This window comes from Virgibacillus subterraneus (genome assembly GCF_900110695.1).
Lineage (GTDB): Bacteria > Bacillota > Bacilli > Bacillales > Amphibacillaceae > Lentibacillus > Lentibacillus subterraneus.
Genome location: NZ_FOEH01000001.1, coordinates 983,976 through 1,008,437, shown reverse-complemented (window position 1 = coordinate 1,008,437; position 24,462 = coordinate 983,976). Strand labels below are relative to the sequence as shown.

Here is a 24,462-nt window from a genome sequence, read left to right as displayed (position 1 = left end):
TTTAAAGAGATACTACCTTTGTACGGACTGCAAACAGATAAAATAATAAGACTGTTTTTTTAGCGAATAAGCCTTATTTCACTTATACAGTTTTCTTAACTGCTAAAAAAGAGCAAATTGTAAGAATACAATTCACTCTTGATAACAGGATCGTATGAAATTAAGACGGGTGAACGAACCAAAAGACATTAACTCTAATTTAACTTTTTCTGGAAACATAAATTTGATAATTTCCTTATCGGTATATCCCTTTTGGTGTAACTGAATTACTTTATATCTAGTGGATTGTAAATAATCGAGTTTCCGCTCCATCATTTCTTTCCCATTGGGAACCACACCCTCATGAGCACAAAGTACAGTCTTAAAATTGTATTGACCAAGCTTTTGCAGTGAATCAATATAGGAAGCAATTGACTCACCCTTTGAAAATACCTTTGGATAAGGCGTCACATAAAAATCACCAGAAAACAGCCATCCCTTATTTGGTTCCAAGAGACATACATGATCTGAAGAATGACCAGGAGTTTCTATTGGAAGGAACTCAAACTTAGATGTCTGGATAGTGTCAGGGTATGGGATTACCTTACTATCATAACGGTGACTAGAGAGTAACCCTCGGTACCAAGGTATTTTCACTTGTTTATTTAAGGTAGGAACTGCTTTTGTATGACTATAAATATTCACAGAAAAATTATTAGCAACCCATTGTAGCATCCCAATATGGTCCTCATGACAATGTGTTATAGCAACCTGCCGAATATCCCATGACCTAAACGCACGAATGAGATTTCTCCGCTGCACACTTGGACCAGTGTCAACAAGTACACCATCAACAAAATATAAATATACTTTCATCATTCGATAGAATGGATGAACTGCAATTTTTTGAATGTTTAACTCCTCATAGTTTATCTTTTTCATAGTTCTCTCCTTATTCCCTTCATTCTCCATTAAACATAAATCCAAGTGAAATTTCTATCCCGTGAAATGAAGGGTTCAAGTCATCTATTGAAGCTGTGTGATTTCATTCCATCTATAATATGATTAGAGCTAATCCAAGCGCAGAAATATACTAGAGTGCCATGACACCGCTCCGATATATACTCAGCTATCGCTTTCGTAGTATCTTCTTAGCCGCGGGAGCCTCCATGTATTTCGGGAGCCGGATTTAGTTCGTGGTTAAGAAAGTATAACTATTTTCTTAACTGCTTAAAAAAGAATGAAGGACGGTTAAGTCCTTCATTCCAATAGTTATTATGAAATTAATCACGAGGTCTTTCTTTTAGTTCTTCCCCATTTTTCCCTTGGAAACGAAGTCCCCAGCCGGTTAGTGCTGCAATAAGCATCACGATTACCAGGAACCAGCCTTGGAAAACAAACGGAAACACAGCAGTCGGCTCAACGATAGGTAGCCAATCATACTGACCTTGCATTGTTTTAATAGTAGACCAGCCCAATAACACTGGCGCACCCCAAGGAAAGATATATCCTAATGCAGATGTTACAGCATCAAGCATATTAGCCATGCGGTAACGGTGAATTTGATATTTTGTTCCTAATTCTTTAACAAATGGTGCAGCTGCAATCTCTGCTGCAGTATTAATTGTAATAGCACTATTTAGTAATGCAACGATACCCCAAATAGCAAACTCGGCTTTGCGAACTGAATTTTTAATCCACTTAATTAAGCCTTTCGTTATTGCATCCATTGTACCACCTAATTTTAACAAGTGAGCTGCGGCTACAATTAACAGGATAAGAATCGCCATATTAAAATAGCCAGTCAACCCGCTTACCAGTGCACCCTCAACAATGGTATCTGAATCAGGATTAAAACTTATTATATCACCAAAAGTTCCTAATCCTGATAGAACAATAAGTGGAATAGAAGAAATAATTCCCCATGTTAGTGATGTTAATAGATGATGTCCTGACAAAGCTAATATAAGTACGAGCGCAAACGGAGCGAGCATGATAAGTCCACCAGGGGTTGTCGATTCAATCATAGCGTCAAGTGCACCCTGATCAGCCTGTGTTTGACCGCCACCGCCAAAGATTGCGAACAAAATAACTGCTGGCACTGCCGCCACAACCGCATATTTAAAACGACTGCGCACAACTCCAGGTACATCAGCATCCTGTGTTGTCGCTGATACGATTGTTGTATCAGAAACTGGTGCAAGGTTATCACCAAATACTGCCCCAGCCAAAATTGCCGCAAACATGAATACAGGATCTGCTCCAACCGCAACACCAGCTGGATACATCAATGTACAAAATGCAACTGTTGTTCCATAACCTGTACCAACAGCAGTTGAAAATGTTGCTGCCAATAAGAAGGTTAAAGCAACGAATAAACCACCAGTAAGTCCGGTTATAGCTCCAATCCATACAAGTCCTTCTACTAGTCCACCAGCCTGTAACACCTGTGCGAACATACCTGCATAAAACCATGCTACCATTGCAATAACACCAACTGGCTGTGCTAGCCCATCAAATAAACCCTGTGCATAATCTTCCCACTTACTTCTACAAAAAAGTAAACCAAGAGTCAGACCAATAACCGCACCCATAACCAGCCCAACTTCGGACGAAAGCTGAAGTACACTGATCGAAATAGCCCAAACTACAAAGAACAATAAAGGTATGGCTGCCCCGACTGCCCCGAGTCTAAAGTCCAGTTTTTGAATCGTTTTGTCTCCAGTTGCTTTTTCCAATTCTTCGTTATCTGACATGTTTCTTCCCCCAAACAAAGTTATTTATAAATGCTTTTAGAAAGGCTATAGAAATATAACTTCTAAGCTTGCATACAAGTCTACCATAAGTTTTGAAATGTATGAATAGATAAAAAGATATAATCCCACTCAAATTTTTCATACGAGGGGGCTTATTCCTATAATCGTACGTCATTCGGAAAAAGTGTCATTATCTTTAAAAATTAATTTCAAAAATAATGCCACCAAATCCAGTAGAGAAACGATTAGTAATATAAGAGACAGGGAAATAACTAAGACTTCCCACATTAAAGAAGTATAATAACAGGATAGGATGTTTAGAGCGTTCATTTTCAATGGTTGATCTAATACGAAGATGATATAAAATGCGATACAGTGAAAACTTTTTTATGCACCACACCGGTACCAATGCAACATCAGCTCAAGCTTACTAGCCATGGGCTCACTCATCAAGGTTATGAGAACACGAACACTGTTCAAATAGCGTAAAATGTGTCTTCATCAAGGTTATGAGAACCGGAACGCATTCCAAATAGCGTGCAACGGTCACTCATCGCGGTTATGAGACCTAGTTGAGTTCGCAGTTTATATCTAAACAGCACCATTAGAAAACTAGACATTCACCAAGCCTTTTTGGCACTTATGCAGTAAGAAAGTAGTTATAGTTTCTTAACTGCAAAATAAATCCGAACTAACTCAAATTTATTTCAAGAATTTTGAATCATAGTTCGGATTTTACTTTGACAAAACACTTTTGGCCCAGCCTCTTTTAGAAAACTTATTCTTTTAACTTAGACAACGCATCAGCCAGTGCATTATTTTTAAAACCATCGTCGTCCTGCTTTTTCAAGTATTTATTCACATCTTTTTTGGAGACTTTATGCTTCTTCTCTTTTTCTTTACGCTTATTGAAAGCTGATAATTTTTCCCGGTGACCACATTTACAGATGAACATTTTCCCTTCACCTTCACCACGAAGCTCTAAACGCTTATGACAATTTGGACATCTGGCATTGGTATGCTTAGCAATATTCTTTTTGTGTCCGCATGAGCGATCTTGGCAGACAAGCATGCGTCCATTCTTATTCTTAATTTCCAGCATTAATTTCCCGCAGTCAGGACATTTCGTCCCTGTCATATTATCGTGCTTGAACGTTTCATCACTGTTTTTAATTTGTTGTACAACTTCTCTGGCATAGCTCTTCATTTCTTTGATGAAACGGTCTTTATCAAGCTTTCCTTCAGCAATTTGTCCGAGTTTATTCTCCCATTCCGCTGTAAGAGCTGGTGATTGCAGGTCTTCAGGGACAAGATCAAGCAGCTGTCGACCTTTTGATGTTATAAAAATGTATTTTCCACGCATTTCCATCAACTGATTATTAAATAGCTTTTCAATAATATCAGCCCTTGTCGCAACGGTTCCAAGGCCGCCAACTTCGCTAATTGTCTTTGCTAAGTGCTTCTCATCAGAGCTCATATAACGGACGGGATTTTCCATTGCTTGCAGTAATCCGCCTTCTGTGAATCGTTCGGGCGGTTTTGTCTCACCACTCGTCTGCGTCATTTTTACATTGGAAAACGATTCTCCTTGTTGGATAGCTGGTAACTGCTGTTCTGAAGTGTTATTTTCCTGATAAATTTCTTTCCATCCTAATTTCTTAACAATGTTCCCTTTAGTTGTGAATCGTTCATTATCAATTTTTACTTCAATTGTTGTTTGCTCGTATTCATATGGATCAGCCAGCACAGCCAAAAACCGCTTTACAACAAGGTCATAAATTTTACGTTCCTTATCATTTAATTCTGCTAGGATGACCGGTTGCTCTGTCGGGATAATCGCATGGTGATCTGAAACTTTTGAATTATCGACAACTGATTTTGGCAGCTTCCATTCGCGCTTCATCACTTTATTAGCAAATTGCGCATACTCATCTACACCACAAGCCTTAACGCGCTCTTTCAATGTTGGAACAATATCAGTCGAGATAACTCTTGAATCTGTACGTGGATACGTAAGTACCTTATGCTGCTCATATAGTTTTTGCATCAGGGATAATGTTTGTTTTCCAGAATATCCGAAAATACGGTTCGCATCACGCTGCAGTTCCGTTAAATCATACAATTGCGGTGCATATTTTTTCTTATAGGATTTATCAATGTTGATTACTTTTGCAGGTTTATTTTTCAACTGATTATGTAATGAATCAGCCTTTTCCTTGGAAAAAATCCGGCTGTTATTTTTTGGATCCTGCCATGTCAGCGTAACGCCGTTTGATGTTTTTGCTTCAATTCCATAAAACTTTTGTGGCTGGAATTCTCGAATTTCTTTTTCTCTGGCAGCGATTATTGCAAGTGTCGGCGTCTGCACACGTCCGGTGGATAGCTGAGCATTGAACTTAGTTGTCAACGCACGAGTTGCATTCAAACCTACATACCAGTCCGCCTCAGAACGTGCCACTGCTGATGCATATAAGTTTTCATATTTTCCTCCAGGCTTAAGTTGCTTGAATCCATCACGAATTGCTTTATCTGTAACAGATGAGATCCATAATCGCTTCACCGGCTTTTTTACACGTGCTTTTTCGATGATCCATCTAGCAACCAATTCACCTTCACGTCCAGCATCTGTCGCAATTACAATATCCTGCACATCATTTCTGTTCATTTGTGTTTTCACCGCGTTAAATTGCTTGCCGGACTTTTTAATTACAACCAGCTTCAGCTGCGATGGCAGCATCGGTAAATCGTCTAAACGCCATGTTTTCAATTTTTCATCGTATACTTCCGGGTCAGCCAGGGTAACTAAATGCCCAAGTGCCCATGTCACAATATAATTAGATCCTTCAAGGAAGCCATTGCCTTTTTTATTGCAGTTCAGCACTCTGGCAATATCTCTACCTACAGAAGGTTTCTCAGCTAATACAAGTGTTTTGCCCATTTAAAAAATCCTTTCTTATTTAACAACTCTCTCATGTTACTTTACCATAATTAAACTAAATTTGTGGACGGTCACAACTCATTTTTAAATCCATACAATATTTTATATAAGTACAGAAAGGAAATTGATATGGATGCTCTTTTATACCGGATTAATCCTGTTAATTATAGGGGTAAGTATCGATGGGTTTGGAGTTGGAATCACTTATGGAATGCGGCACATTCGTGTTCCATTTCTTGCTTTAAGTATAATTATGTTCTGTTCTGGAATAATTGTTTTTATATCAATGACAATTGGTAACATACTTAGGTCCTTTATTACGCCTGACATAGCTGAAATGATTGGCGGTATTATTCTGCTTTTAATTGGTTTATTTTGTTTCTATAATGTTACGCGTTCCAAAAGTGATGCACCTTCTGAAATGGATTCGAATGATGAAGCTTGGGACAATTTTAAAACCGTAATGAAACAGCCCGTTCAAGCCGATTTGGACCAGTCTGGGAGTATTTCAGCAAACGAGGCACTGCTTCTCGGATTTGCGCTGGCAATTGACGCTTTTGGTGCTGGTCTTGGAGCTGCTATGCTAGGCTATTCTCCAATCATAACTGCTGTTTCAATAGCCCTTATGAGCGGGGTGTTCGTATTATGTGGAGTCCGTTTAGGAATTTTTTTAGCAACCAAAAAATGGATGCAACGATTTGCACTGTTACCTCCATTTTTGCTGATTATGTTAGGGATATCTAATATGTTATGATTTACAACGCCTTCACCTGGCCGCCGTCAATAATAAGTGACTGTCCGGTAATATAAGTATTGGCACCAGATGCAAGAAACACAATTGCCTTTGCAAATTCATCTGGTTTACCGTATCGCTTCATCGGTATTTGCTGAACTGCTTCTTGTTTTACCCCTTCAACAGACACCCCTTGTTCATCCGATTTTTTCTGATTTAACTCCAACACGCGATCTGTTTCAATTGTTCCTGGACCAACCGTATTTATTAAAATATTATCTTCAGCAAACTCTCTCGCAAGACTTTTAGCAAGGCCAACAATTGCAGGTCGCATCGTGTTGGACAGAATAAGATTATCCAGACTTTGCTTTATTGATGAGGAAGCAATATTTACGATATGACCAAGCCCCTGTTTTTTCATATAAGGAATGACCTCGCGGGTTGTTCGAATAAAACTTAGTAAATTCAGTTCAAATGCATGGTACCAATCCTCATCTGACATGTCAGCAAATTTTCCGGCTGGTGGACCACCTGCATTGTTAACTAAAACATCTATCGTCCCATTCACAGAGACTGCATGCTTTGCCATCTGCTTGATTTCCTCGGCATTCTTCATATCACAAACAATATAACTAATATTATCATTACCAGTCTCTTGCTGGATATCTTTGACAGTACTAGAAAGAGTAGATTCGCTTCTACTACTTATTAAGACATGCGCTCCCTCTTTAGCAAATTCAGTAGCAATTGCTCTTCCCAGACCTTTGCTGGCAGCTGTTACTAGAACTGATTTTCCTTTTAGTTGAAGATCCATTCTATTTCACATCCTCTTCATTTAATTGTTTTAGAATTGCTTGGCTAATCGTTAGAGGAGTTCTTATGAGAGAGAATTATTTGCTTTCTTAACTGCCATTAAAGCCCGAAATCCACACTCTTATGGATTTCGGGTCGGTCATCTATTCAAACCGATGGTGAATATTGTTCGTTTTATATGTTTTATTAAATTCACACAGTTCCATCGATAGTGCCAAATATCGTTTCGCAAATAAATCAAAAAAATGTTCCTCAATCATTTGAAACAACCGCTCACATACAGCTTCCTTTACCTCAGTCGAACGACCTGGCCCAATCTTCATTGTAACATGAACAAATGCATCATCTTCAGCACCATCGGCAATAAAGTAATCTTTGAGTTCAATCGCCCGAGAGCGCAACCCTCCTGTGGGGAACACGCTTCCCTCTGCTATCAGCGTCTCATTTATTTTCTTTAACAGCGTATTGATCGCTGCTTCTGTCTTTATATTGTCCGTGTATTCAACAATGATATGCGGCATCTCATGAACCACCTCCTTCATCTAGCAAAAACACTATCACCAACAATTGTATTTTTCAGAGCACCGATGCCCTCAATTTCCGTCACAACTTCATCACCTTCGTAAACGTGAACAGTACCCTTTGGCGTTCCGGTCAAAATAACATCACTTTCGTTTAGAGTCATGAAACTGCTCAGATATTCAATTAAATACGGAATATCAAACACCATATCCCTCGTTGAACCTTCTTGTTTTAATTCACCATTTACATACGTTCGCAAACCCAACTGCATCGGATACGAAATATCATCTTTGTCAACGAAATAAGGCCCAATTGGCGTCAAATCATCTCTGTTTTTCGCTGCTAGATTTGGGCGATAATAGTTTTCGAGATAATCCCTAATCACATAATCATTTGCGATGGTATATCCTGCGACATAATCATACGCATCGTCATAACTTATATTTCTGGCAGTTTCGCTTATGACGACAGCAAGCTCGCATTCATAATGCATGTGCGTCGCATCAACCGGACGACGTGATTGCCCATTATGTCCAACAAGTGCGTTAGGCCCTTTTAAAAAAACTAATGGTTCATTTGGAGCCTTAAAACTGATTTCGTTAGCATGGTCCGCATAATTTAGTCCAAGTGCAAAGATCGTTTCCGGCTGAATCGGCGGGAGCCAGACGACATCCGCTGGTTTAACTACGCGTCCATCCGTGAGTTTCAGCCTTCCATCTATTTCAACTGCGTCATGTACCGAACCGAAACAAGCAACGCGTGCATGCCTCATCATGAATCACCTCCAGTGAATGTATCCTTTTCATTTATGATGTTATTTTCCAAAACACCGACACCATCAATTTCAATCCGTACTTCATCGCCTGCCTTGGCGAGTGGCGCTTCTTCCGGGACACCGACAAGCAACATGTCACCTTTACGCAACGTCATAAATTCGCTTACATCGGACACAAGCTGCGCCACCGATCGTACAAGGTTTTTCGTGTTATTTTCCTGAACCAATTCGCCATTCACATAAACAAGGATTTGTAATTGGTCTGGATTGGCTACCCCAGTGCGCTTTACAATCATTGGAGCAACAGGACAAAACCCATCACGTACTTTATTTTTAATATTTGGCCGGTAAAAATTATAATGCGGAATACTAACATCGTTCACCGCAGTATAACCATCAACATAATCCAACGCATCTTTTACTGATACATTTGTAGCATTTTTTCCAAGAACAACCCCGAGCGCAGCGCCTACTTGAATTTCAGACTCTCCTTTAGGAATTACTACTGGCTTGCGATGACTGTTAAGCGTATTTCGCGGTTTAATATATAATACTGGTCGTTTTGGGGGCTCATTATATGGCTTCTCTTGTAACGCTTTACCTATTGCCTCAAGTTGTCCCTGAAAATTGAAAAGCACACCATAAATGGTACCCTTGAAATAGACTTGCTTTAATTTAGCAGTATACATGAATGTCCTCCTTACTAGTTGTTGATTCCGGTAACAGAAGGCACTGTTTCATTGCCAGGATCTTTTTCAATAAAAGTTAACGTTTTACCAGTAAATCCGAATATAATTGTCAAAATTGGCGATAGCAGGCAGAAGAATGCAAACGGTAAATACGCCAATGTCGACACACCGAGAACACCAGAAATGAACACACCACAAACACTCCAAGGTACAAGCGGGTTTACAACAGTTCCTGCATCTTCAGCTACTCTTGATAGATTCTTATTCGCTAGCCCTACTTTGTTATATTGTGAACTATAAGACTCGCCAGTTAGCAGAATCGATAAGTATTGTTCACCAATAAGTACGTTAATTCCAATCGCTGTAAAAGCTGATGCTGCGATAACAGATCCTACTTTTCTTAATAAATGCTCAATTGACTCCAGTAACCTCGGAACAATTCCAAGTTTAAATAATAAACCACCCATACTTAACGCGAGTAGCACTAGCCCAATGGTGAACATCATGCTGTTTAATCCGCCTCGTGTCAGCAACGAATCTATCGCTTCAATGCCCGTTTCGGAAACATATCCACCAAATAACAACCCTAGTAAATCGCTAAGCGGAGTGAATCCGTTTACATAAGATAATGCAATTGCACTAATTGAACCCGCTGCAAGCGTCAATAATGCTGGAACTTTCATAATCGAAAGAATCAACAAAACAAGCAATGGGATTAATCCGTTATACCATTTAACAAGACCTGTATCGAACAGCCCCTGTTGGAAAGTTTCCATTTGACTAAAATTGGCAGCAGTTATCTCCGGGGAAATAAGGGCAAAAATGATAAGTGTAATTAAAAATACCGGTATCGTTGTCCATGACATGTTTCGAATATGTTCAAACAAATCAACCTTCAATGTTGATGATGCCATGTTAGTTGTATCGGATAACGGTGACATTTTATCACCGAAAAATGCACCAGACACAATAGCACCAGCCACGATTGCGAGGGAAACATCAACAGCAGAAGCAATACCGATAAAAGCAACACCCACAGTTGCAACAGTTGTTAATGAACTTCCCACAAAAATACCGACAATTCCTGTAACGATAAACACAATAGCAAAAAAGAAGTTCGGTGTTACCAGTTCAAAGCCCGCATATATCAATGTAGGGATTGTACCACCCAACATCCAAGAAGCAATTAATATTCCGATAAAGAAAAAGAGAAATACTGCTCCCATACCAGATTTAGCGCCTTCGGTAATTCCATCCTCCAAAGTGCGATATGATATCCGCTTTGACAACCCATACACCATTAAAAGCAGAAGTGCAATGACAAGCGGAATGTGCGGGGCCGCCTCAAACACAATAATTCCCATGCTAATAATCAATAACACTGCAATCGTAAGACTAATCGCTTCACTTAATGACGGTCTCAGAACTGCTTTTATTCGATACATATGAAAATCCCCTTTATTTGTGTGTTCAAAAAGTAACAAATCAGAAACAAGAAGATTGAGACACGCTGGTTTTGAAGACCGAAACGTATGCCCTTAATACGTGAGGACTGAAAAAACCGAGTAACAAAGAGATTCACCTGTTATCATTTGTTGGCTTTTTGAACTACCTATTTTATAATTTTATTACCGAAGTTCATTTCATAGGTGTTTTTTGTTTTTTGGTGGAACGTGTATGGCCATGTCAGTCAGTCCCTCTATCGCTTCCAAAAGTCCTTCATTTATACTTGGATGGGGATACGAAGGAAATTTTAAATCCTCTTCCCGTGCAACCATCTCAAGTGCTGTCACCCCTGTACTGATTAACTCTACTGCACCAGAACCAATCATATGGATACCGAGTAAAAGATCTGTTTCTGCATCTTTTACAATTGTCACAATACCTTCCTTCTCACCTGAGATCATTGCATAGCTATTTCCGCTTATTGAGAAATTGCTCGTAATCACGGAATGTCCTGCATTGCGTGCTTCAAGTTCCGTTAACCCCACAGCAGCTATCGGTGGTATGCTATGTACCACGGTTGGGGTGAGTGTTAAATCTACCTCACTCTTCATCCCGGCAATCGTTTCAGCAGCAACCTTTCCTTCTTTAATTGCCTTCACCGCGCTAAAGGGTCCCCCTGAGACATCACCAACAGCAAAAACATTGGCTAGAGTAGTTTGCGTAGTGTAATCTGTTTTAATGAATCCATTTTCCTTTAATGTAATTCCTATCCGTTCAACCCCCATGTTATTGATGTTTGGCTTCTGTTTAGTAGATATATAAATATGTGAAGCTGTTTCTTTCTCTACCTTATCTTCTTTTGAGAATTGAATCTCAACCTCATTAGAAGCCGGTTCCACGAAATCTAGTTTATGCCCGCTATTCACCTTGATTTTAGTCTTTTTCAAAATGCGACTCAGTTCACGGTTAATCGTTTCGTTAAACGGAAATTCAGTATCGTGGTGATATAGCTTTACATTGCAGCCTAGCTTGTTAAAACTGAACGCGACCTCTAAAGCGATATAGTCACTTCCATAAACAACAAGCGATTCAGGTATCTCATCAATCTGATATACTGTCTCAGGTAGCAAAACACGTTCATGATCTCGAACATCCCAATCTGGCATACTCCCTGTTGCAACGATTGCCTGAGAAAATTCATATACATCAAATTGATGCCCATTTGCAACACCAATCTTATTTTCAGCGGTAAAATTTGCTTCGCCACAAATTACTTCAATTTTATTTGCCTCCATAAGTCCTTCGACACCACTGCGCAAACGATCGACAACTTGATTTTTATAATTTCTTAACTGAACAAAATCTATCATCGGATCAGTAGTTTTAATCCCCATATTATCCATTACAGAAAGGGAATCCATCTTCTTGGCTGCATGCGTAAAAACTTTGGAAGGAATACACCCTCGGTTCAAGCAAACGCCACCAAGTAAACCTTTTTCAATTAGCGTTACGGATTTTCCAAGTTGGGCAGCACGAATGGCAGCCTGATATCCACCGGGGCCTCCACCGATAATAATAAGGTCACGCTTTTCAGCGAATTCGCCAACGACCATTTATACCAACTCCAATAATAGCTTTTTCGGTTCTTCCATCAACTCGATGAACCGATTGGTAAATTCAACCGACATTACTCCATCAGCCACACGATGATCAAAGGATAGTGACATTGTCATCATCTGGCGGATGGCAATTTCATCATCATCACGTACAACTGGTGTTTTTTTTGTTTTGTGAAATGCCATAATCGCAGTTTGCGGCTGAATGATAATCGGTGTTGCTCCTGTTCCGCCAAGTGGACCAACATTACTGACCGTAAATGTACCGTGCTTCATTTCATCTGATGTTAGCTTTCCGTCCTGTGCCTTTTTCGTTAACGCCTTCATTTCGGTATTAATTTCACGAATTGTTTTTTTATCAACATCACGAAGAACAGGTGCGACTAATCCTTTATTTGTGTTTGTCGCAAGTCCAATATGATATCTCTTTGCTAGAAGAATGACATTTTCTTCCTCATTCAGTCGCGCATTAAAAATCCGATGTTCTTTTAGTGCAATAGTGAGTGCTTTCAGAAAAAAGGCCACTACCGAAATAGATTCGCCTTTCTGCTTTAGTTCTTTCCGAAACTCCATTACATTCGTTAAATCTGCCTCATCAAAATGTGTGACATGTGGAATCGTTGTGATAGATTCGGTTAGTTTATCGCCGATTTGTTTTCGCATTCCAATATAAGGGATAATGTCTGACTCAGGTGCTGCAGCTTTTTCCGCTATCGGCTCTACGTCCCCTTCGATAGCTGTAAAAACATCTTTCTCCGTCACTCTTCCTCCTGGCCCTGTACCAGTTATTTGTTCAATATCTACATCGTTATCGCGTGCAATTTTTCTCGTAAAAGGGGCAGCTAGCACACGATTATATTTGTTTGGCACAGGCTCATTCGTTTTTTCCTGGGACACTTTTTTACCGTCATCAATCTCGATGATATTCGTCCCCACCGTCACTACTTCACCTGCCTCAAAATGAATTGCATTAACTTTGCCTGAAGCGGGGGATGGAATTTCGGCGACCATTTTATCGGTTTGCAATTCGACAAGGGGCTGATCAACCTTCACCTCATCACCCACATTCACAAAATAATGAATGATTTCCCCCTCATTCATCCCTTCACCAATATCGTGGAACTTCACCTCGATCATGATTTCACCTCCCTAAAACGTTATTACTTTATTAATGGCATTTGCGACTCGACCGGGTGTTGGAAGATACTCATTTTCCAGAGAAAATAATGGGATAGGTACATCAAACCCTGTTACTCGCTCAATCGGTGCTTTCAAATATAAAAATGCTGTATCGTTAATGACGGAGGTGATTTCACTGCCAACACCACCTGTTGCATGTGCTTCATGCACAATCACGACACGTCCTGTTTTTTGTACTGAATCTGCTATTATGTCTTTATCAAGTGGATACAATGTCCGAAGATCAATTACATCACACGATACGGATTGTTCCTTCATATGCTCGGCAGCTTTTAATGCAACAGGTATCATCGCTCCCCAGGCAAGAACTGTTACATCCTCTCCCTCTTGAATACGTTCGCCTTTGCCAAGTTCAATACTGTATTTTGCAGAAGGGACATCATTTCGCTCACCACGGTACAATCGCATAGGCTCGAGAAAAAGAACAGGATCCGGATCCTCGATAGAAGCAATTAAAAGTCCTTTTGCATCATACGCAGTGGATGGACAAACCACCTTGATTCCAGGTAAATGCGTAAAAAGTGCTTCCACACTATCTGAATGTATTTCCGGTGATCTGACTCCAGCACCAAATGGCGCACGAATGACCATAGGAATACTGTAATGTCCCATCGTACGCGTTCTTATCCGTGTTACATGTGTGGCAATTTGTTCAAATGCAGGGTAAATAAACCCAAGAAACTGGATTTCCACGATTGGACGTAACCCATTGAGAGCCATACCAACTGCCCCGCCAACAAATCCAGCCTCACTTAACGGTGTATCAATTACACGCTTTTCCCCGAACTCTTCCTGTAAATCAACAGTCGCCCGAAATACACCGCCATTTTTCCCAATATCCTCACCTAAGATTAGTGTATTTTCATCTTCTGTTAGCATTGTTTTCATGCCTTCATTAATTGCTTGAATCAATGTCAGGGATTTTGTTTCCATTACAATTGACCTCCCCTCTGTGCCATGAATGCCTTCTTTTGTTCTTCAATTGTCCAAGTCGGTTCTTCAAATACATAGTCAAACATGTCGTCAAGACTCGCTTTTTCGTGCGACTCCATGCTGGCAATCGCATCATCCAGTTCCACCTGAATTTCTTTTTTAATAGAAGAAACCCACTGTTCATCCCACATGTTTAGATTCTTCATGAATCGTTCGAGTCGCATTACCGGATCAAGCTTCTCACGCTTTGCATCACTTTCCTCCTGATCACGATATTTAGACGGATCATCCGCTGTCGTATGTGCACCAAACCGCCATGTGACAGCTTCAATTAATGTTGGCCCCTCACCATTACGGGCCCGATCTAGTGCTTCTTTGACCGCTTCATTTACCGCAAAAACATCCATGCCATCAACCCGAATACCAGACATCCCATAGCTTGCTGCTTTTTGTGCTATCGTCTTTGAGTTCATCTGTTTTGAAACTGGCAGTGAGATAGCGTATCCATTATTCTGATTAAAAAAAACTGCTGGCGCCTTGAAGACACTTGCCATATTTAGCCCTTCGTGAAAATCACCCTCTGAGGTTGCACCGTCACCAAAATAAGCGATGGCAGCATTTTTTGTTCCTTTATACGTTTCAGCCATCGCGACACCAGCCGCATGCGGAATATGCGTCGCAATCGGTATCGCAGCCGGAAGAATATTTTTCACCCTTGAAGGGACACATCCATCAATCCGCCCATTCCAATGCAACAGCATCATATCCATATCTGCACCAAACGTCAGTGTCGCCCCATGGTCACGATATGTCGGAAACATCCAATCATTAGCCTTTAGTGCCAGCGCACTGCCAACTTGTGAAGCTTCCTGTCCTTCAAACGGCACATATGTCCCAATCCTTCCCTGACGCTGAAGTGCGATACCTTTCTGATCATACATTCGTATCCGGAGCATGTGATAATAATAGGACTTTGCCTGCTCCTCTGTAATATCATAGTCATCTGAAACAAGATTTCCAGATGTATCTACTATTTGAAAAAGTGGATATTTATCTTCCATCTGTTTCACACCTTTTAGTTTTTATCTGAATTGACTTATATCCGTGTTACTCTCGTATATTCCATTTCGGTCGTCTGCTACGTGCAAAAAAGTTACTGCGACGACGCTGTTCTTCAAGTCTTTTTTCGCATTTTCGATTAGCTGCCTCCACCGTCGTGATATACTCCATATTCGCTTCCTTGTATATTTCAACCAATGAGTTATAGATAGCCTTTGTTTTAGCCAAAACACGCTCTTTGTTAGATCCATATAACTCATCAGCAACCTGAATAAGACCTCCTGCATTAACAATATAATCAGGAGCATATAAAATCCCTTTGTCATGTAGGATTTTTCCATGCCTTGCTTCACGCAGCTGATTATTCGCTGACCCAACAACTGCATGCACACGAAGTTTCTCCACTGTAAAATCATTAATAATTCCGCCTAACGCACACGGTACAAAAAAGTCTGCTTCAATATTGTAAATTTCGTCATTTGCTACAGCTTCTACAGTGCCGCTTGTTCCCGTAGCTTTTTGTTCAATCAAAGCTATTAATTCTTTATTTATATCCGTTACTACTATATCCGCACCAGCCTGCAGTAAATGTTCTGCAATCTTAAAGCCAACTTTCCCCAGCCCTTGAATTGCGTAGCATTTTCCGGCCAAACTGTCACTTCCAGACAGGAACATGTTGGTTGCCTTCAGACCATAAATAACACCCTGAGCCGTTGGGATCGAGGAGTCACCACTTCCGCCAAATGCTTCAGGGACACCATTTATAAAATTGGTTTCTTTGATGGTATGGACAAAGTCATCCATTGTAGTCCCCATGTCTGTGCCAGTATAAAAACGACCATTCAACGAATCTATATATTGGCCGAATGCTCGGAACAATGCAGCTGATTTTGCCTCGTTCGGATCACCAATAATAACAGCCTTTCCTCCACCAAAATCCAAATCAGCTGCAGCACATTTATAGGTCATCCCTTCTGATAAACGAAGCACATCCTCTAATGCCTCATCAACTGATTCATAAGGTCGCATCCTTGTACCACCAAGCGCTGGACCGAGTGTAGTATTATGTATTGCAATGATTGCCTGCAATCCTGATGCTGGTTCATTGCAAAAAACTACTTGCTCATGCCCAGAGAACTTTTGAAAGATATCATGGTCGACCGCCACATTATTCTCAAGTTGTTGCTTCATTTGATTACCCCCAATAAAAAGGTCCGCTTTTTTCAATCAATAAAAACAATCACAATTAATTAACGTTTGCTGCCCCGTTTACCTGCTTATATTTTCCTGAAAAGAACGCAAGCGGTTCACCATCAGTAACAAACACATCGGTCACTGCACCGATATATAACGTGTGGTCACCTGCCACAACCGAATCGTGAACATCACACGTCAAATTGACCATTGCGCCTTCAATGGCAGGCATATCGTTGAACCAGATAAAGTTGATATTACGCTGTTCTTTAACCTGTCCGGCGAAATAAGCTGACATATCCTGCTGATCCTCATTTAAAATACTTATGGCAAATTGCCCCGCTTCATCAACATATTGGTTCATATTCGCATTTTCATCAATTGAAATTAGCACCAATTTCGGATCAATCGATACTGACATGAACGCATTCGCAGTCATGCCGTAAACCTCGTTATTTAGCTGTGTTGTAATGACGGTGACACCCGTCACAAATTTCCCCATTGCTGTCCTGAAAGTGCGATCATCCATCTATTAAACACCCTTTCTATCAAGACTAGATTATAAATGTCGGCTTATGCTGCTTGAGCTTGCCTTGTTTCTGTTCGACTTTTTTACCTGTTAACACATTCAGTACTGCTGATGCTTCATTAAACCAGCTGTCTGGTGCTTCATGTCCCCAGAACGTTTGCCGCATAGGATCATTGATATCCCATCGTATTGGTTTAAAGTCAGGATCACTTGTTAAATAATCCCCATTATATAGCTCAATTCGATGACCATCAGGGTCTCGCAAATATAAGAAAAATGCGTTTGATAGTCCGTGGCGCCCTGGCCCTCGTTCAATGTTCTCACCATATCCCAAGGATGCCAGCACATCACACGTATGGATAATTGCTAGGGGATCCGGAAGCCAAAATGCAACATGATGCAATCGAGGGCCTTTTCCATTCATAAGTGCTAAATCATGAACCGTCTGTTTCCTGTGAAGCCATGCCGCCCATATATCGTCATTTTCTGTATCGGTGTATTCGGAACAAGCAAATCCTAAATCTTTATTATAAAAATTAAACGCAGCTTCCACATCAGAAACCATGTAGTTAAAATGATCAATTCGCTGCATCCGTGAACCTTTATATAAATCATAACGCTGCAGCAGACGTTCAACTGAATCGATCTCTGCAAAAAATTCCAGTGGCATACCGGAAACATCCTGTACCCTTAATGTCTCGCCAACTGCATGCTGTTCCCCTTTTTGAAACCATTTAGTCGTAAATCCTTTCATCTCAAATAACTCTGACAGCGCTTTCAAATCGCCGCTAGAAGAAACCTTATATCCCAATGCCTCCACACATGGCTCATCTGCCTTTTTCAATACTAGACTATGATGAGTATGCTCCTCAAGGCCGCGCAGATAAATGTGCGCATCATCTGCCTCTGTTTCAATGAAACCAAGTGCATCGACATAGAAATTTCGTGATGCATCAAGATCGGTTACATGTAAAATGGCCCGTGCACATCGGATAATGTTAAAATCCATCCTGATTCCCCCCTTTGGAATTTGCATTCACTCGACTTTCATCCTACACGTTCACTTCACTCGAGTTTTTCAAGAAATCCTGTACATAGTTTCGATACATATCCTTTTCATACCCATCAAAGTAGGTCATCCCCATTTTTATTGGATCACCAAAGAAATAGTATTCATAATGCGCCTGGCGAGAACCAAATGCGCTCATTGTCATATCCCATGCAAGCCGGAATAATTGCACACGATCTTGGCCTTCCAGGTTTTTCCCCTGTAAACCACGATGGATAATCGGCCCTATTTCCTCATGGTTAAAATCAGCTTCTGTCGGAATCCCCATCAATCCTGATGCACCAAGGATTCGTACAATCTCTACCATTCTCGGATAAATCCGCGGATACCAATTTCTTGCTGCATTGAGCGCATCAAAGTCTGGTGTCATCGTTCCGGATGCATCCAATTTTGCATTATGCTCCGCTCGATATAGATGTGATTTAATTGTTTCAAGGTTCAGCATGATCTCTGTTCCTTTGTCTTTAACATGCTGGAATTGGTCAATACCGATTGCATCCATCATATTTAAAACAACACCAAGCAAAAACTCTGTCTTCACAACGTTCTTGGCAACAACTTGGTGCGACATATGCACAACTGCATTTGTTTCAAGGAATGTTCGGTTACAAACGGATGAATTACCGCAAACAAAGACCCTCTCCCACGGTACAAATACATTATCAAATGAAACAATAGCGTCCCCTTCTTCAAACCTTGAGCCAAGCGGATGATCCCATTCATTTTTTCCATAGTCAAACGACTCACGGCTGATGAATTTCAGCCCTGGTGTATTGTTTGGCACAGCAAATGCCAGCGAATATGGATCATCGAGTTCCCCTGCCTTTTTAACGGTTGATGGGAAAACCAGAATCTCATCCGTAATACCACCCTGAGTTGCCAATAAGCGAATTCCGTCAACAATGATGCCATCGTCACGTTCTTCCACCAGATGTAATGCAACATTTGCATCCTTTTGTTCATGCTGCATCTTCGCCCGGTTTACCTGTGGGTGGATCAGCGTATGCGTCAGACTAATATCATTCTCGCGGGCATACTCATAATAATTACGTGCGTTTTCGGCCAAACGCGGGTCTGCCTCAGCAAATATGCCATTGTTCATCCCCATTGCCATTACTTCAGCATTCAGATAATCCGGTGAACGCCCCATCATTCCTCCACTTGTACGAGCCCATTCTGTCATTGCCTCCCTTCGTGCAATGAGATCCTCCACTGTTTTCGGCTGTAAAAATGTCTTTCCTACCTTTTCACCGGTTGTTGGTGAAGTGTACAGCATTTTGTCCTGTTTTTCGTACTGCAAATCATACAATTTTGCCATCGATTTTATCACGTTTTTAAACGCTGGATGTTCGGTTACATCATCGACCCTCTCACCATGAATGTACACGTTATTTTTCGCAGCTTTCAATCTACTAATATATTCTTTCCCTGTTTTTGCTGGCATACAGTTATACCCTCCTCTTTTATTTTCCCCATTGTGGTATACGGTGCTCTCCAAGTGCTACGTGAATAGCTTTTGGTTCCGTATAAAATTCCAATATAGCAAAGTGCCCACCTTCACGTCCGACACCACTCCCTTTCATGCCGCCAAACGGGATTCGTAAATCACGTATATTTTGCGCGTTGATCCATAGCATGCCTGAATCGACTGCTTGTGCTACACGATGCCCCCGTTTAATATCATTCGTCCACACATAGCCGGCCAGACCGTATTCGGTATCGTTCGCCATCTCGATTACTTCTTCTTCTGTTTCAAAGGCAATTACTGACATAATCGGACCAAAGATTTCATCTTGACATACTCGCATATTGTTTTTTGCATTTAAGAATATTGTAGGTGGAACAAAATTGCTGGCTTTCATGGCTCCAGGTACTGTTCCCTGTACAACCTCACATCCCTCTTCACGTGCTATATCAATATATCCTGTTACTTTGTCAAAATGCCCTTTATCAATTAATGGCCCAACCTCTGTAGCAGGATTCATCGGATCACCAATTGAAATTTTATCCACTCGTTTTCGCAATTCCTCCACGAATTTATCTTCAATCGACTTATGCAAAAAAACACGTGAATTCGCTGTGCACCGTTCACCATTGAAAGAAAAAATTCCCCAGACAGCCGCATCTAGAGCCCGTTCAAAATCTGCATCATCAAATACGATTAACGGTGATTTACCGCCAAGTTCCATCGAAGTTTTTTTCAATGAATCTGCACTATTTTTAATAATCGTTTTTCCGGTGACAGTTTCACCTGTAAATGAAATCGCTTTCAATTTATCGTTTTTAACAAGTGCATCACCAGCAGTTTCTCCGTACCCATGGACTACATTAAACACACCTTTTGGCAATTCTGCCCTAACCATTATTTCCGCCAATTTGTTTGCACTTAATGGTGATAATTCTGCCGGTTTTAAAATAACTGTGTTTCCTGTTGCAAGTGCTGGAGCTACTTTCCATGTTGTCAGCATAAAAGGTGCATTCCATGGCGTTATCAGTCCAACAGCACCCAAAGGTTGATAAACCGTATAGTTGATGAACTCATCATCAACTTGATACGCATCCCCATGCATCCGTGACTGAACCATTCTCGAGTAAAAGCGGAAATTCTCCGAAGCACGTGAAACCATTTTTCGCGTCTGGCTAATAGGAAGTCCTGTGTCAAGTGATTCTAGTACCGCAATTTCTTCCACTTCCTCAGCAATTAAATCTGCAATTCTATCGATATACGCCATACGTTCTTTCTGTTTCATACTTCCCCACGGCCCATTTTGAAATGCCTCATTTGCAACATGCGCCGCTTTTTCAATATCTGTTTTACCACCTTTTGCCACACGATTCATGACTTCATTTGTAAAGGGATTCAAATTATTGAAGTATCCTGACCCTCCTGCATCGACAAAACTTCCGTCTATGTAGAGTTTCACGTCCTCTACTTTTTTATGTTCCAAACATATCACCTTCTTTATTATAGTAGATTATATGACGTTAATGTATTACGTATATCATGTTGTATTTTTTCAGAAGGAACATCCAAGGGCTTGCGCAATACCGGCTTTATTTTCCCTATCATACCAAGTGCAGCCTTTGCCGGTGCAGGATTCGTATCGCGGAAAAGAACATTATTTAGCGGCATGAGACCAAAGTGCAAATCCTGTGCTCCTTCCACATCACCGGCTACCCACTTGTTATAAAGTTCTGCAACTTCCTTAGGTGCAACATTTGCAGTTGCGCTCACATGACCAGCTCCGCCAATTGCTAGCATCGGATAGCATAAAACCTCAATACCAGAGTAAAGGTTAAAGTCACGCCCGGCTTTTAGCAATACCTTATTCACATGCTCAAAATCCTTATTTGATTCCTTTACACCGATAATATTCGGACAATCCTTAGCAAGTGAAGCAATTGTGTCTACCTCCAAATTCACCGCTGTTCGACCTGGAATATTATATAAAATAATTGGGATTTCAACTGAATCAGCTACAGCCTTGAAATGCTTATATAATGCATGCTGATTTGGTTTGTTGTAATAGGGAACAATCACAAGTGCACCGTCAGCACCCATTTCTTGTGCTGCTTTTGTTAAACGCAGTGTTTCCTGGTGGTTGGTTGACCCTGTTCCCGGGATAAACGGAACACGCCCATTTACCGTCTTGCACGCCGTTTTCATTACCATTTCCCGTTCCTCGACAGTCATCGAACTCGGTTCACCTGATGTTCCTGTCACCGAAATTCCATGACTCCCACTTTCAATTTGCCAGTTAATTAACTCTTTGAATTTGTCAAAATCAATCTGCTCATCTTCATGGAACGGTGTGATAACAGGCGATATAGATCCCCTAAAACGCTTTTTCGCTTCTTCATACGCCACCCTAAATCCCCTCCAATTACGATAGTTTAATTACTATTAATATTCTGAATAATTAAATCGTATATGATTTAGTATATAATGTCAACAGGGTTTTTAGAATAAAAAAAACCTGTATAATAACCGTAATTGTACAGTCATCATACAGGGTTGTTTGCTTCCAAATGTTTTAATCTGCGGTGTTCGAAGTCTTTTGCTGTCTTGATTTTGTGCATTCGTGAATGTTGTTCAACTTCTGCAAAAGAACCACCAAGTTCAAAAAAACGAATAATTTCATAATGCTCTTTAATCGATTCCTTCACACGCAAAGAATACAAGGTAGACCCCAATCCACGTATAGAGTCGAGTCTATTCCACGTATCTTTTATCGACTCCAGCAAATAGTTATTATTACATTCTTCGCATATAACTCGGTGAAACTCGGAATTGAGCCTTCCGAATTCTAAAATATCGAATTCTTCCAATGCCTCCTCCATCTTTTTATTTAAATTTTTTAATATGTGCAGTTTCTCTTTAGGAAAACTTTCTGCACTTAATGCTGTCGCATGCCCCTCCAAGACTGCCAGCACGCGTAACGTATCTGAATAGTCGGTTTCATTTACCTCAGCAACTACAGGTCCAACATTCTGTTTATAGAAAATAAGCCGCTCCGACTCCAGCTGGCGTATTGCCTCCCGAACAGGAATTGTACTAGTTTCCAGTTCTTTTGCTATCTGATCAATAACAATTCGCTGCCCGGGAACGTAAAGACGTTCAATGATTCTTGATTTAATTACTCTGTACACTTTGTGTTGTTTCGTTTCTTTTTTCATAGTAAATCAATCATATATAAAATGATATATGATGTCAATAGAGTACCTCCAAAATTAAAAACTACTGAATAAAGGTTAACTCTATCCAGCAGTTTACTTGTCTCACCTTTATAACATTGAAAGTATCCAGCCAATAACTACAATCGCACCTATAACCATTAAAATTGTCCGTATCATAAATTTCACCCTTTCAACTTGTTCATATCAATAAAATACCCATTTAATTAAAAATGGAAACATCACGCAATCACATTTAACAGCACCGTTACTGTAACAATACTGATAAGCGTTGTCACAAGCGTAATACTGGAAACAAGGTCAGGCTCTGAATCAAACTCAATCGCATACATCGTTGTTGTTGCCGCACTTGGCATTGCAGCAACAATTATGATAACTGATGCAAGTACCGGTTCAACTGGTAAAATCCAGACAAATAAAAATGCAAGCAATGGTGAAATGACCATACGAACCACCACTGCTGACAAAATAACCTGCCAATTAAATTTTAATGATGTAATGGAAGCAAGCTGCATGCCAAGCATCACCATCATCAACGGAATTGCCGCATCGGCCACCATTGACATCGTGGAATAAACCGATTCAGGCATATCCCAAGGGACCGCTTGGAAAAAGAATGCCAATACAGCCGCGTACGTCGCAGGCATCTTAAAAATGGTGTTAAATGCATGTGAAAAGCCACTTGTACTTCGGGATGCATAATACACTCCAAAGACATTCATTACTAGTGACTGAAGCACCATGAAAAATATTGCATATGGCATTGCAGCCTCACCGATACTGTATAAAATGACAGGCACACCGTAGTTACCACCATTCATAAATGCCGTCGTCAAAATTGAACCACTTTCAACGGATTGGTCCCATTTAAAAATCAACGCAAGAATTTTAATGATAACGATCATCATAAATAATAAGAAGAATGCAAATATAATAATATAAGTAAATCCTTGATTAAAGCTAGATTCATATAATGTTGTAAAAACCAATGCCGGCAGGAAAATGTATATCGAAGTCGTTGCCAATGACTTCACATCAAGAATACGAATCCGCTGCAAAATAAATCCGGAACCAAAAACCGCCATAATCGGCAGCACAACCTGAAAAAACAACCCCATAATCACAACTCTCCAATTAACCTAATCTCCACTTAGTTTATCACATGTGTATGGATAGCTGGTGCCTGTCACTTCCCGTTTTTTGTCGAACACTTTTCCCGAAAATATGTTGACATGTGTTAGATTGTGTGAGATTATATATAAGTTAACGAATGAAGTAACTAGTAAGTATGAAATTTCTGGCATTCTGCTAGTAAGTTTTTGAAGATCTTATTCACACTGGCGCGACTAAGGGGTCGCAAGGACGTCAGAGCAGGTAGGGCTGACGTTGCTTAAGGAAGAAAACCCCAGTGGAACAATGACCGCGGTAAAGCGAAATCCCACAAGTGGCGATTTCCCACCCGATAAATTAATTCGGGATAAATAAAAAATTGAAACTTATGTGTTACTTTATAAAT

21 protein-coding genes are annotated in these 24,462 nt (G+C 40.4%); 1 reads left to right on the top strand and 20 read right to left on the bottom strand.

Features of this window, described 5'->3' with window-relative positions:
* Positions 1-132: 132 nt before the first annotated feature.
* The 3 genes from BMY13_RS04695 to BMY13_RS04685 form a co-directional block, all read right to left on the bottom strand.
* A complete protein-coding gene (locus BMY13_RS04695; protein ID WP_175476708.1) occupies positions 133-921 on the bottom strand; it encodes an MBL fold metallo-hydrolase in 789 nt (262 codons plus the stop codon).
* A gap of 341 nt (positions 922-1,262) precedes the next feature.
* Positions 1,263-2,735 (bottom strand): Na+/H+ antiporter NhaC family protein, encoded by a 1,473-nt coding sequence (locus BMY13_RS04690; protein WP_092491859.1) that lies wholly within the window; start codon positions 2,733-2,735, stop codon positions 1,263-1,265.
* Positions 2,736-3,513: 778 nt separating this feature from the next.
* On the bottom strand, positions 3,514-5,673 hold the full coding sequence (locus BMY13_RS04685) for a DNA topoisomerase III (protein ID WP_092502903.1): 2,160 nt from the start codon (positions 5,671-5,673) through the stop codon (positions 3,514-3,516).
* A gap of 133 nt (positions 5,674-5,806) precedes the next feature.
* On the opposite strand from BMY13_RS04685, the gene ytaF reads away from it, so the two are divergent.
* Positions 5,807-6,427: a sporulation membrane protein YtaF gene (ytaF, locus tag BMY13_RS04680; protein WP_092502901.1), complete on the top strand. Its 621-nt coding sequence runs from the start codon at positions 5,807-5,809 to the stop codon at positions 6,425-6,427.
* A 1-nt stretch (position 6,428) separates the two neighbouring features.
* Here ytaF and BMY13_RS04675 read toward each other — a convergent pair whose 3' ends face one another.
* From BMY13_RS04675 to BMY13_RS04595, 17 genes are all read right to left on the bottom strand, one after another.
* Positions 6,429-7,220: an SDR family oxidoreductase gene (locus BMY13_RS04675; RefSeq protein ID WP_092502899.1), complete on the bottom strand. Its 792-nt coding sequence runs from the start codon at positions 7,218-7,220 to the stop codon at positions 6,429-6,431.
* A 142-nt stretch (positions 7,221-7,362) separates the two neighbouring features.
* Entirely contained in the window at positions 7,363-7,740 is a 378-nt protein-coding gene (locus BMY13_RS04670; RefSeq protein WP_092502897.1) for a 5-carboxymethyl-2-hydroxymuconate Delta-isomerase, read from the bottom strand.
* 17 nt (positions 7,741-7,757) lie between these two features.
* Positions 7,758-8,513 (bottom strand): fumarylacetoacetate hydrolase family protein, encoded by a 756-nt coding sequence (locus BMY13_RS04665; protein WP_092503441.1) that lies wholly within the window; start codon positions 8,511-8,513, stop codon positions 7,758-7,760.
* A complete protein-coding gene (locus tag BMY13_RS04660) occupies positions 8,513-9,205 on the bottom strand; it encodes a fumarylacetoacetate hydrolase family protein (RefSeq protein ID WP_092502895.1) in 693 nt (230 codons plus the stop codon). The genes BMY13_RS04665 and BMY13_RS04660 overlap by 1 nt, the downstream gene beginning before the upstream one ends.
* Before the next feature lie 14 nt (positions 9,206-9,219).
* Complete coding sequence (nhaC, locus tag BMY13_RS04655) at positions 9,220-10,650, bottom strand: Na+/H+ antiporter NhaC (protein WP_092491853.1); 1,431 nt, start codon at positions 10,648-10,650, stop codon at positions 9,220-9,222.
* Positions 10,651-10,848: 198 nt separating this feature from the next.
* Entirely contained in the window at positions 10,849-12,264 is a 1,416-nt protein-coding gene (locus tag BMY13_RS04650) for a dihydrolipoyl dehydrogenase family protein (RefSeq protein WP_092502893.1), read from the bottom strand.
* The gene (locus tag BMY13_RS04645) at positions 12,265-13,404 is read right to left on the bottom strand and encodes a dihydrolipoamide acetyltransferase family protein (protein WP_175476707.1); all 1,140 of its coding nucleotides are present in this window, start codon (positions 13,402-13,404) and stop codon (positions 12,265-12,267) included.
* 12 nt (positions 13,405-13,416) lie between these two features.
* The gene (locus tag BMY13_RS04640) at positions 13,417-14,400 is read right to left on the bottom strand and encodes an alpha-ketoacid dehydrogenase subunit beta (protein WP_092502891.1); all 984 of its coding nucleotides are present in this window, start codon (positions 14,398-14,400) and stop codon (positions 13,417-13,419) included.
* Entirely contained in the window at positions 14,400-15,461 is a 1,062-nt protein-coding gene (pdhA, locus tag BMY13_RS04635; RefSeq protein ID WP_092502889.1) for a pyruvate dehydrogenase (acetyl-transferring) E1 component subunit alpha, read from the bottom strand. Before pdhA ends, BMY13_RS04640 begins: the two co-directional genes overlap by 1 nt.
* Positions 15,462-15,507: 46 nt before the next feature.
* Entirely contained in the window at positions 15,508-16,650 is a 1,143-nt protein-coding gene (locus BMY13_RS04630) for a Leu/Phe/Val dehydrogenase (protein WP_092502888.1), read from the bottom strand.
* A 55-nt stretch (positions 16,651-16,705) separates the two neighbouring features.
* Positions 16,706-17,182 (bottom strand): flavin reductase family protein, encoded by a 477-nt coding sequence (locus tag BMY13_RS04625; RefSeq protein WP_092502886.1) that lies wholly within the window; start codon positions 17,180-17,182, stop codon positions 16,706-16,708.
* Between the two features lie 25 nt (positions 17,183-17,207).
* Positions 17,208-18,191, bottom strand: coding sequence for a 3,4-dihydroxyphenylacetate 2,3-dioxygenase (hpaD, locus tag BMY13_RS04620; RefSeq protein WP_092502884.1), 984 nt, complete (start codon positions 18,189-18,191; stop codon positions 17,208-17,210).
* 43 nt (positions 18,192-18,234) lie between these two features.
* Positions 18,235-19,695 carry a 4-hydroxyphenylacetate 3-monooxygenase, oxygenase component gene (hpaB, locus tag BMY13_RS04615; protein ID WP_092491846.1) on the bottom strand — a complete coding sequence of 487 codons (1,461 nt, stop codon included), beginning with the start codon at positions 19,693-19,695 and terminating at the stop codon, positions 18,235-18,237.
* Between the two features lie 19 nt (positions 19,696-19,714).
* On the bottom strand, positions 19,715-21,199 hold the full coding sequence (hpaE, locus tag BMY13_RS04610; RefSeq protein WP_425445137.1) for a 5-carboxymethyl-2-hydroxymuconate semialdehyde dehydrogenase: 1,485 nt from the start codon (positions 21,197-21,199) through the stop codon (positions 19,715-19,717).
* Between the two features lie 17 nt (positions 21,200-21,216).
* Positions 21,217-22,119, bottom strand: a complete 903-nt coding sequence (gene hpaI / locus BMY13_RS04605; protein ID WP_092502880.1) for a 2,4-dihydroxyhept-2-ene-1,7-dioic acid aldolase — start codon at positions 22,117-22,119, stop codon at positions 21,217-21,219.
* Between the two features lie 137 nt (positions 22,120-22,256).
* Positions 22,257-22,928, bottom strand: coding sequence for a GntR family transcriptional regulator (locus BMY13_RS04600; protein WP_092491843.1), 672 nt, complete (start codon positions 22,926-22,928; stop codon positions 22,257-22,259).
* 239 nt (positions 22,929-23,167) lie between these two features.
* Positions 23,168-24,064, bottom strand: a complete 897-nt coding sequence (locus BMY13_RS04595) for an AEC family transporter (RefSeq protein WP_092491842.1) — start codon at positions 24,062-24,064, stop codon at positions 23,168-23,170.
* Between the last annotated feature and the right edge of the window lie 398 nt (positions 24,065-24,462).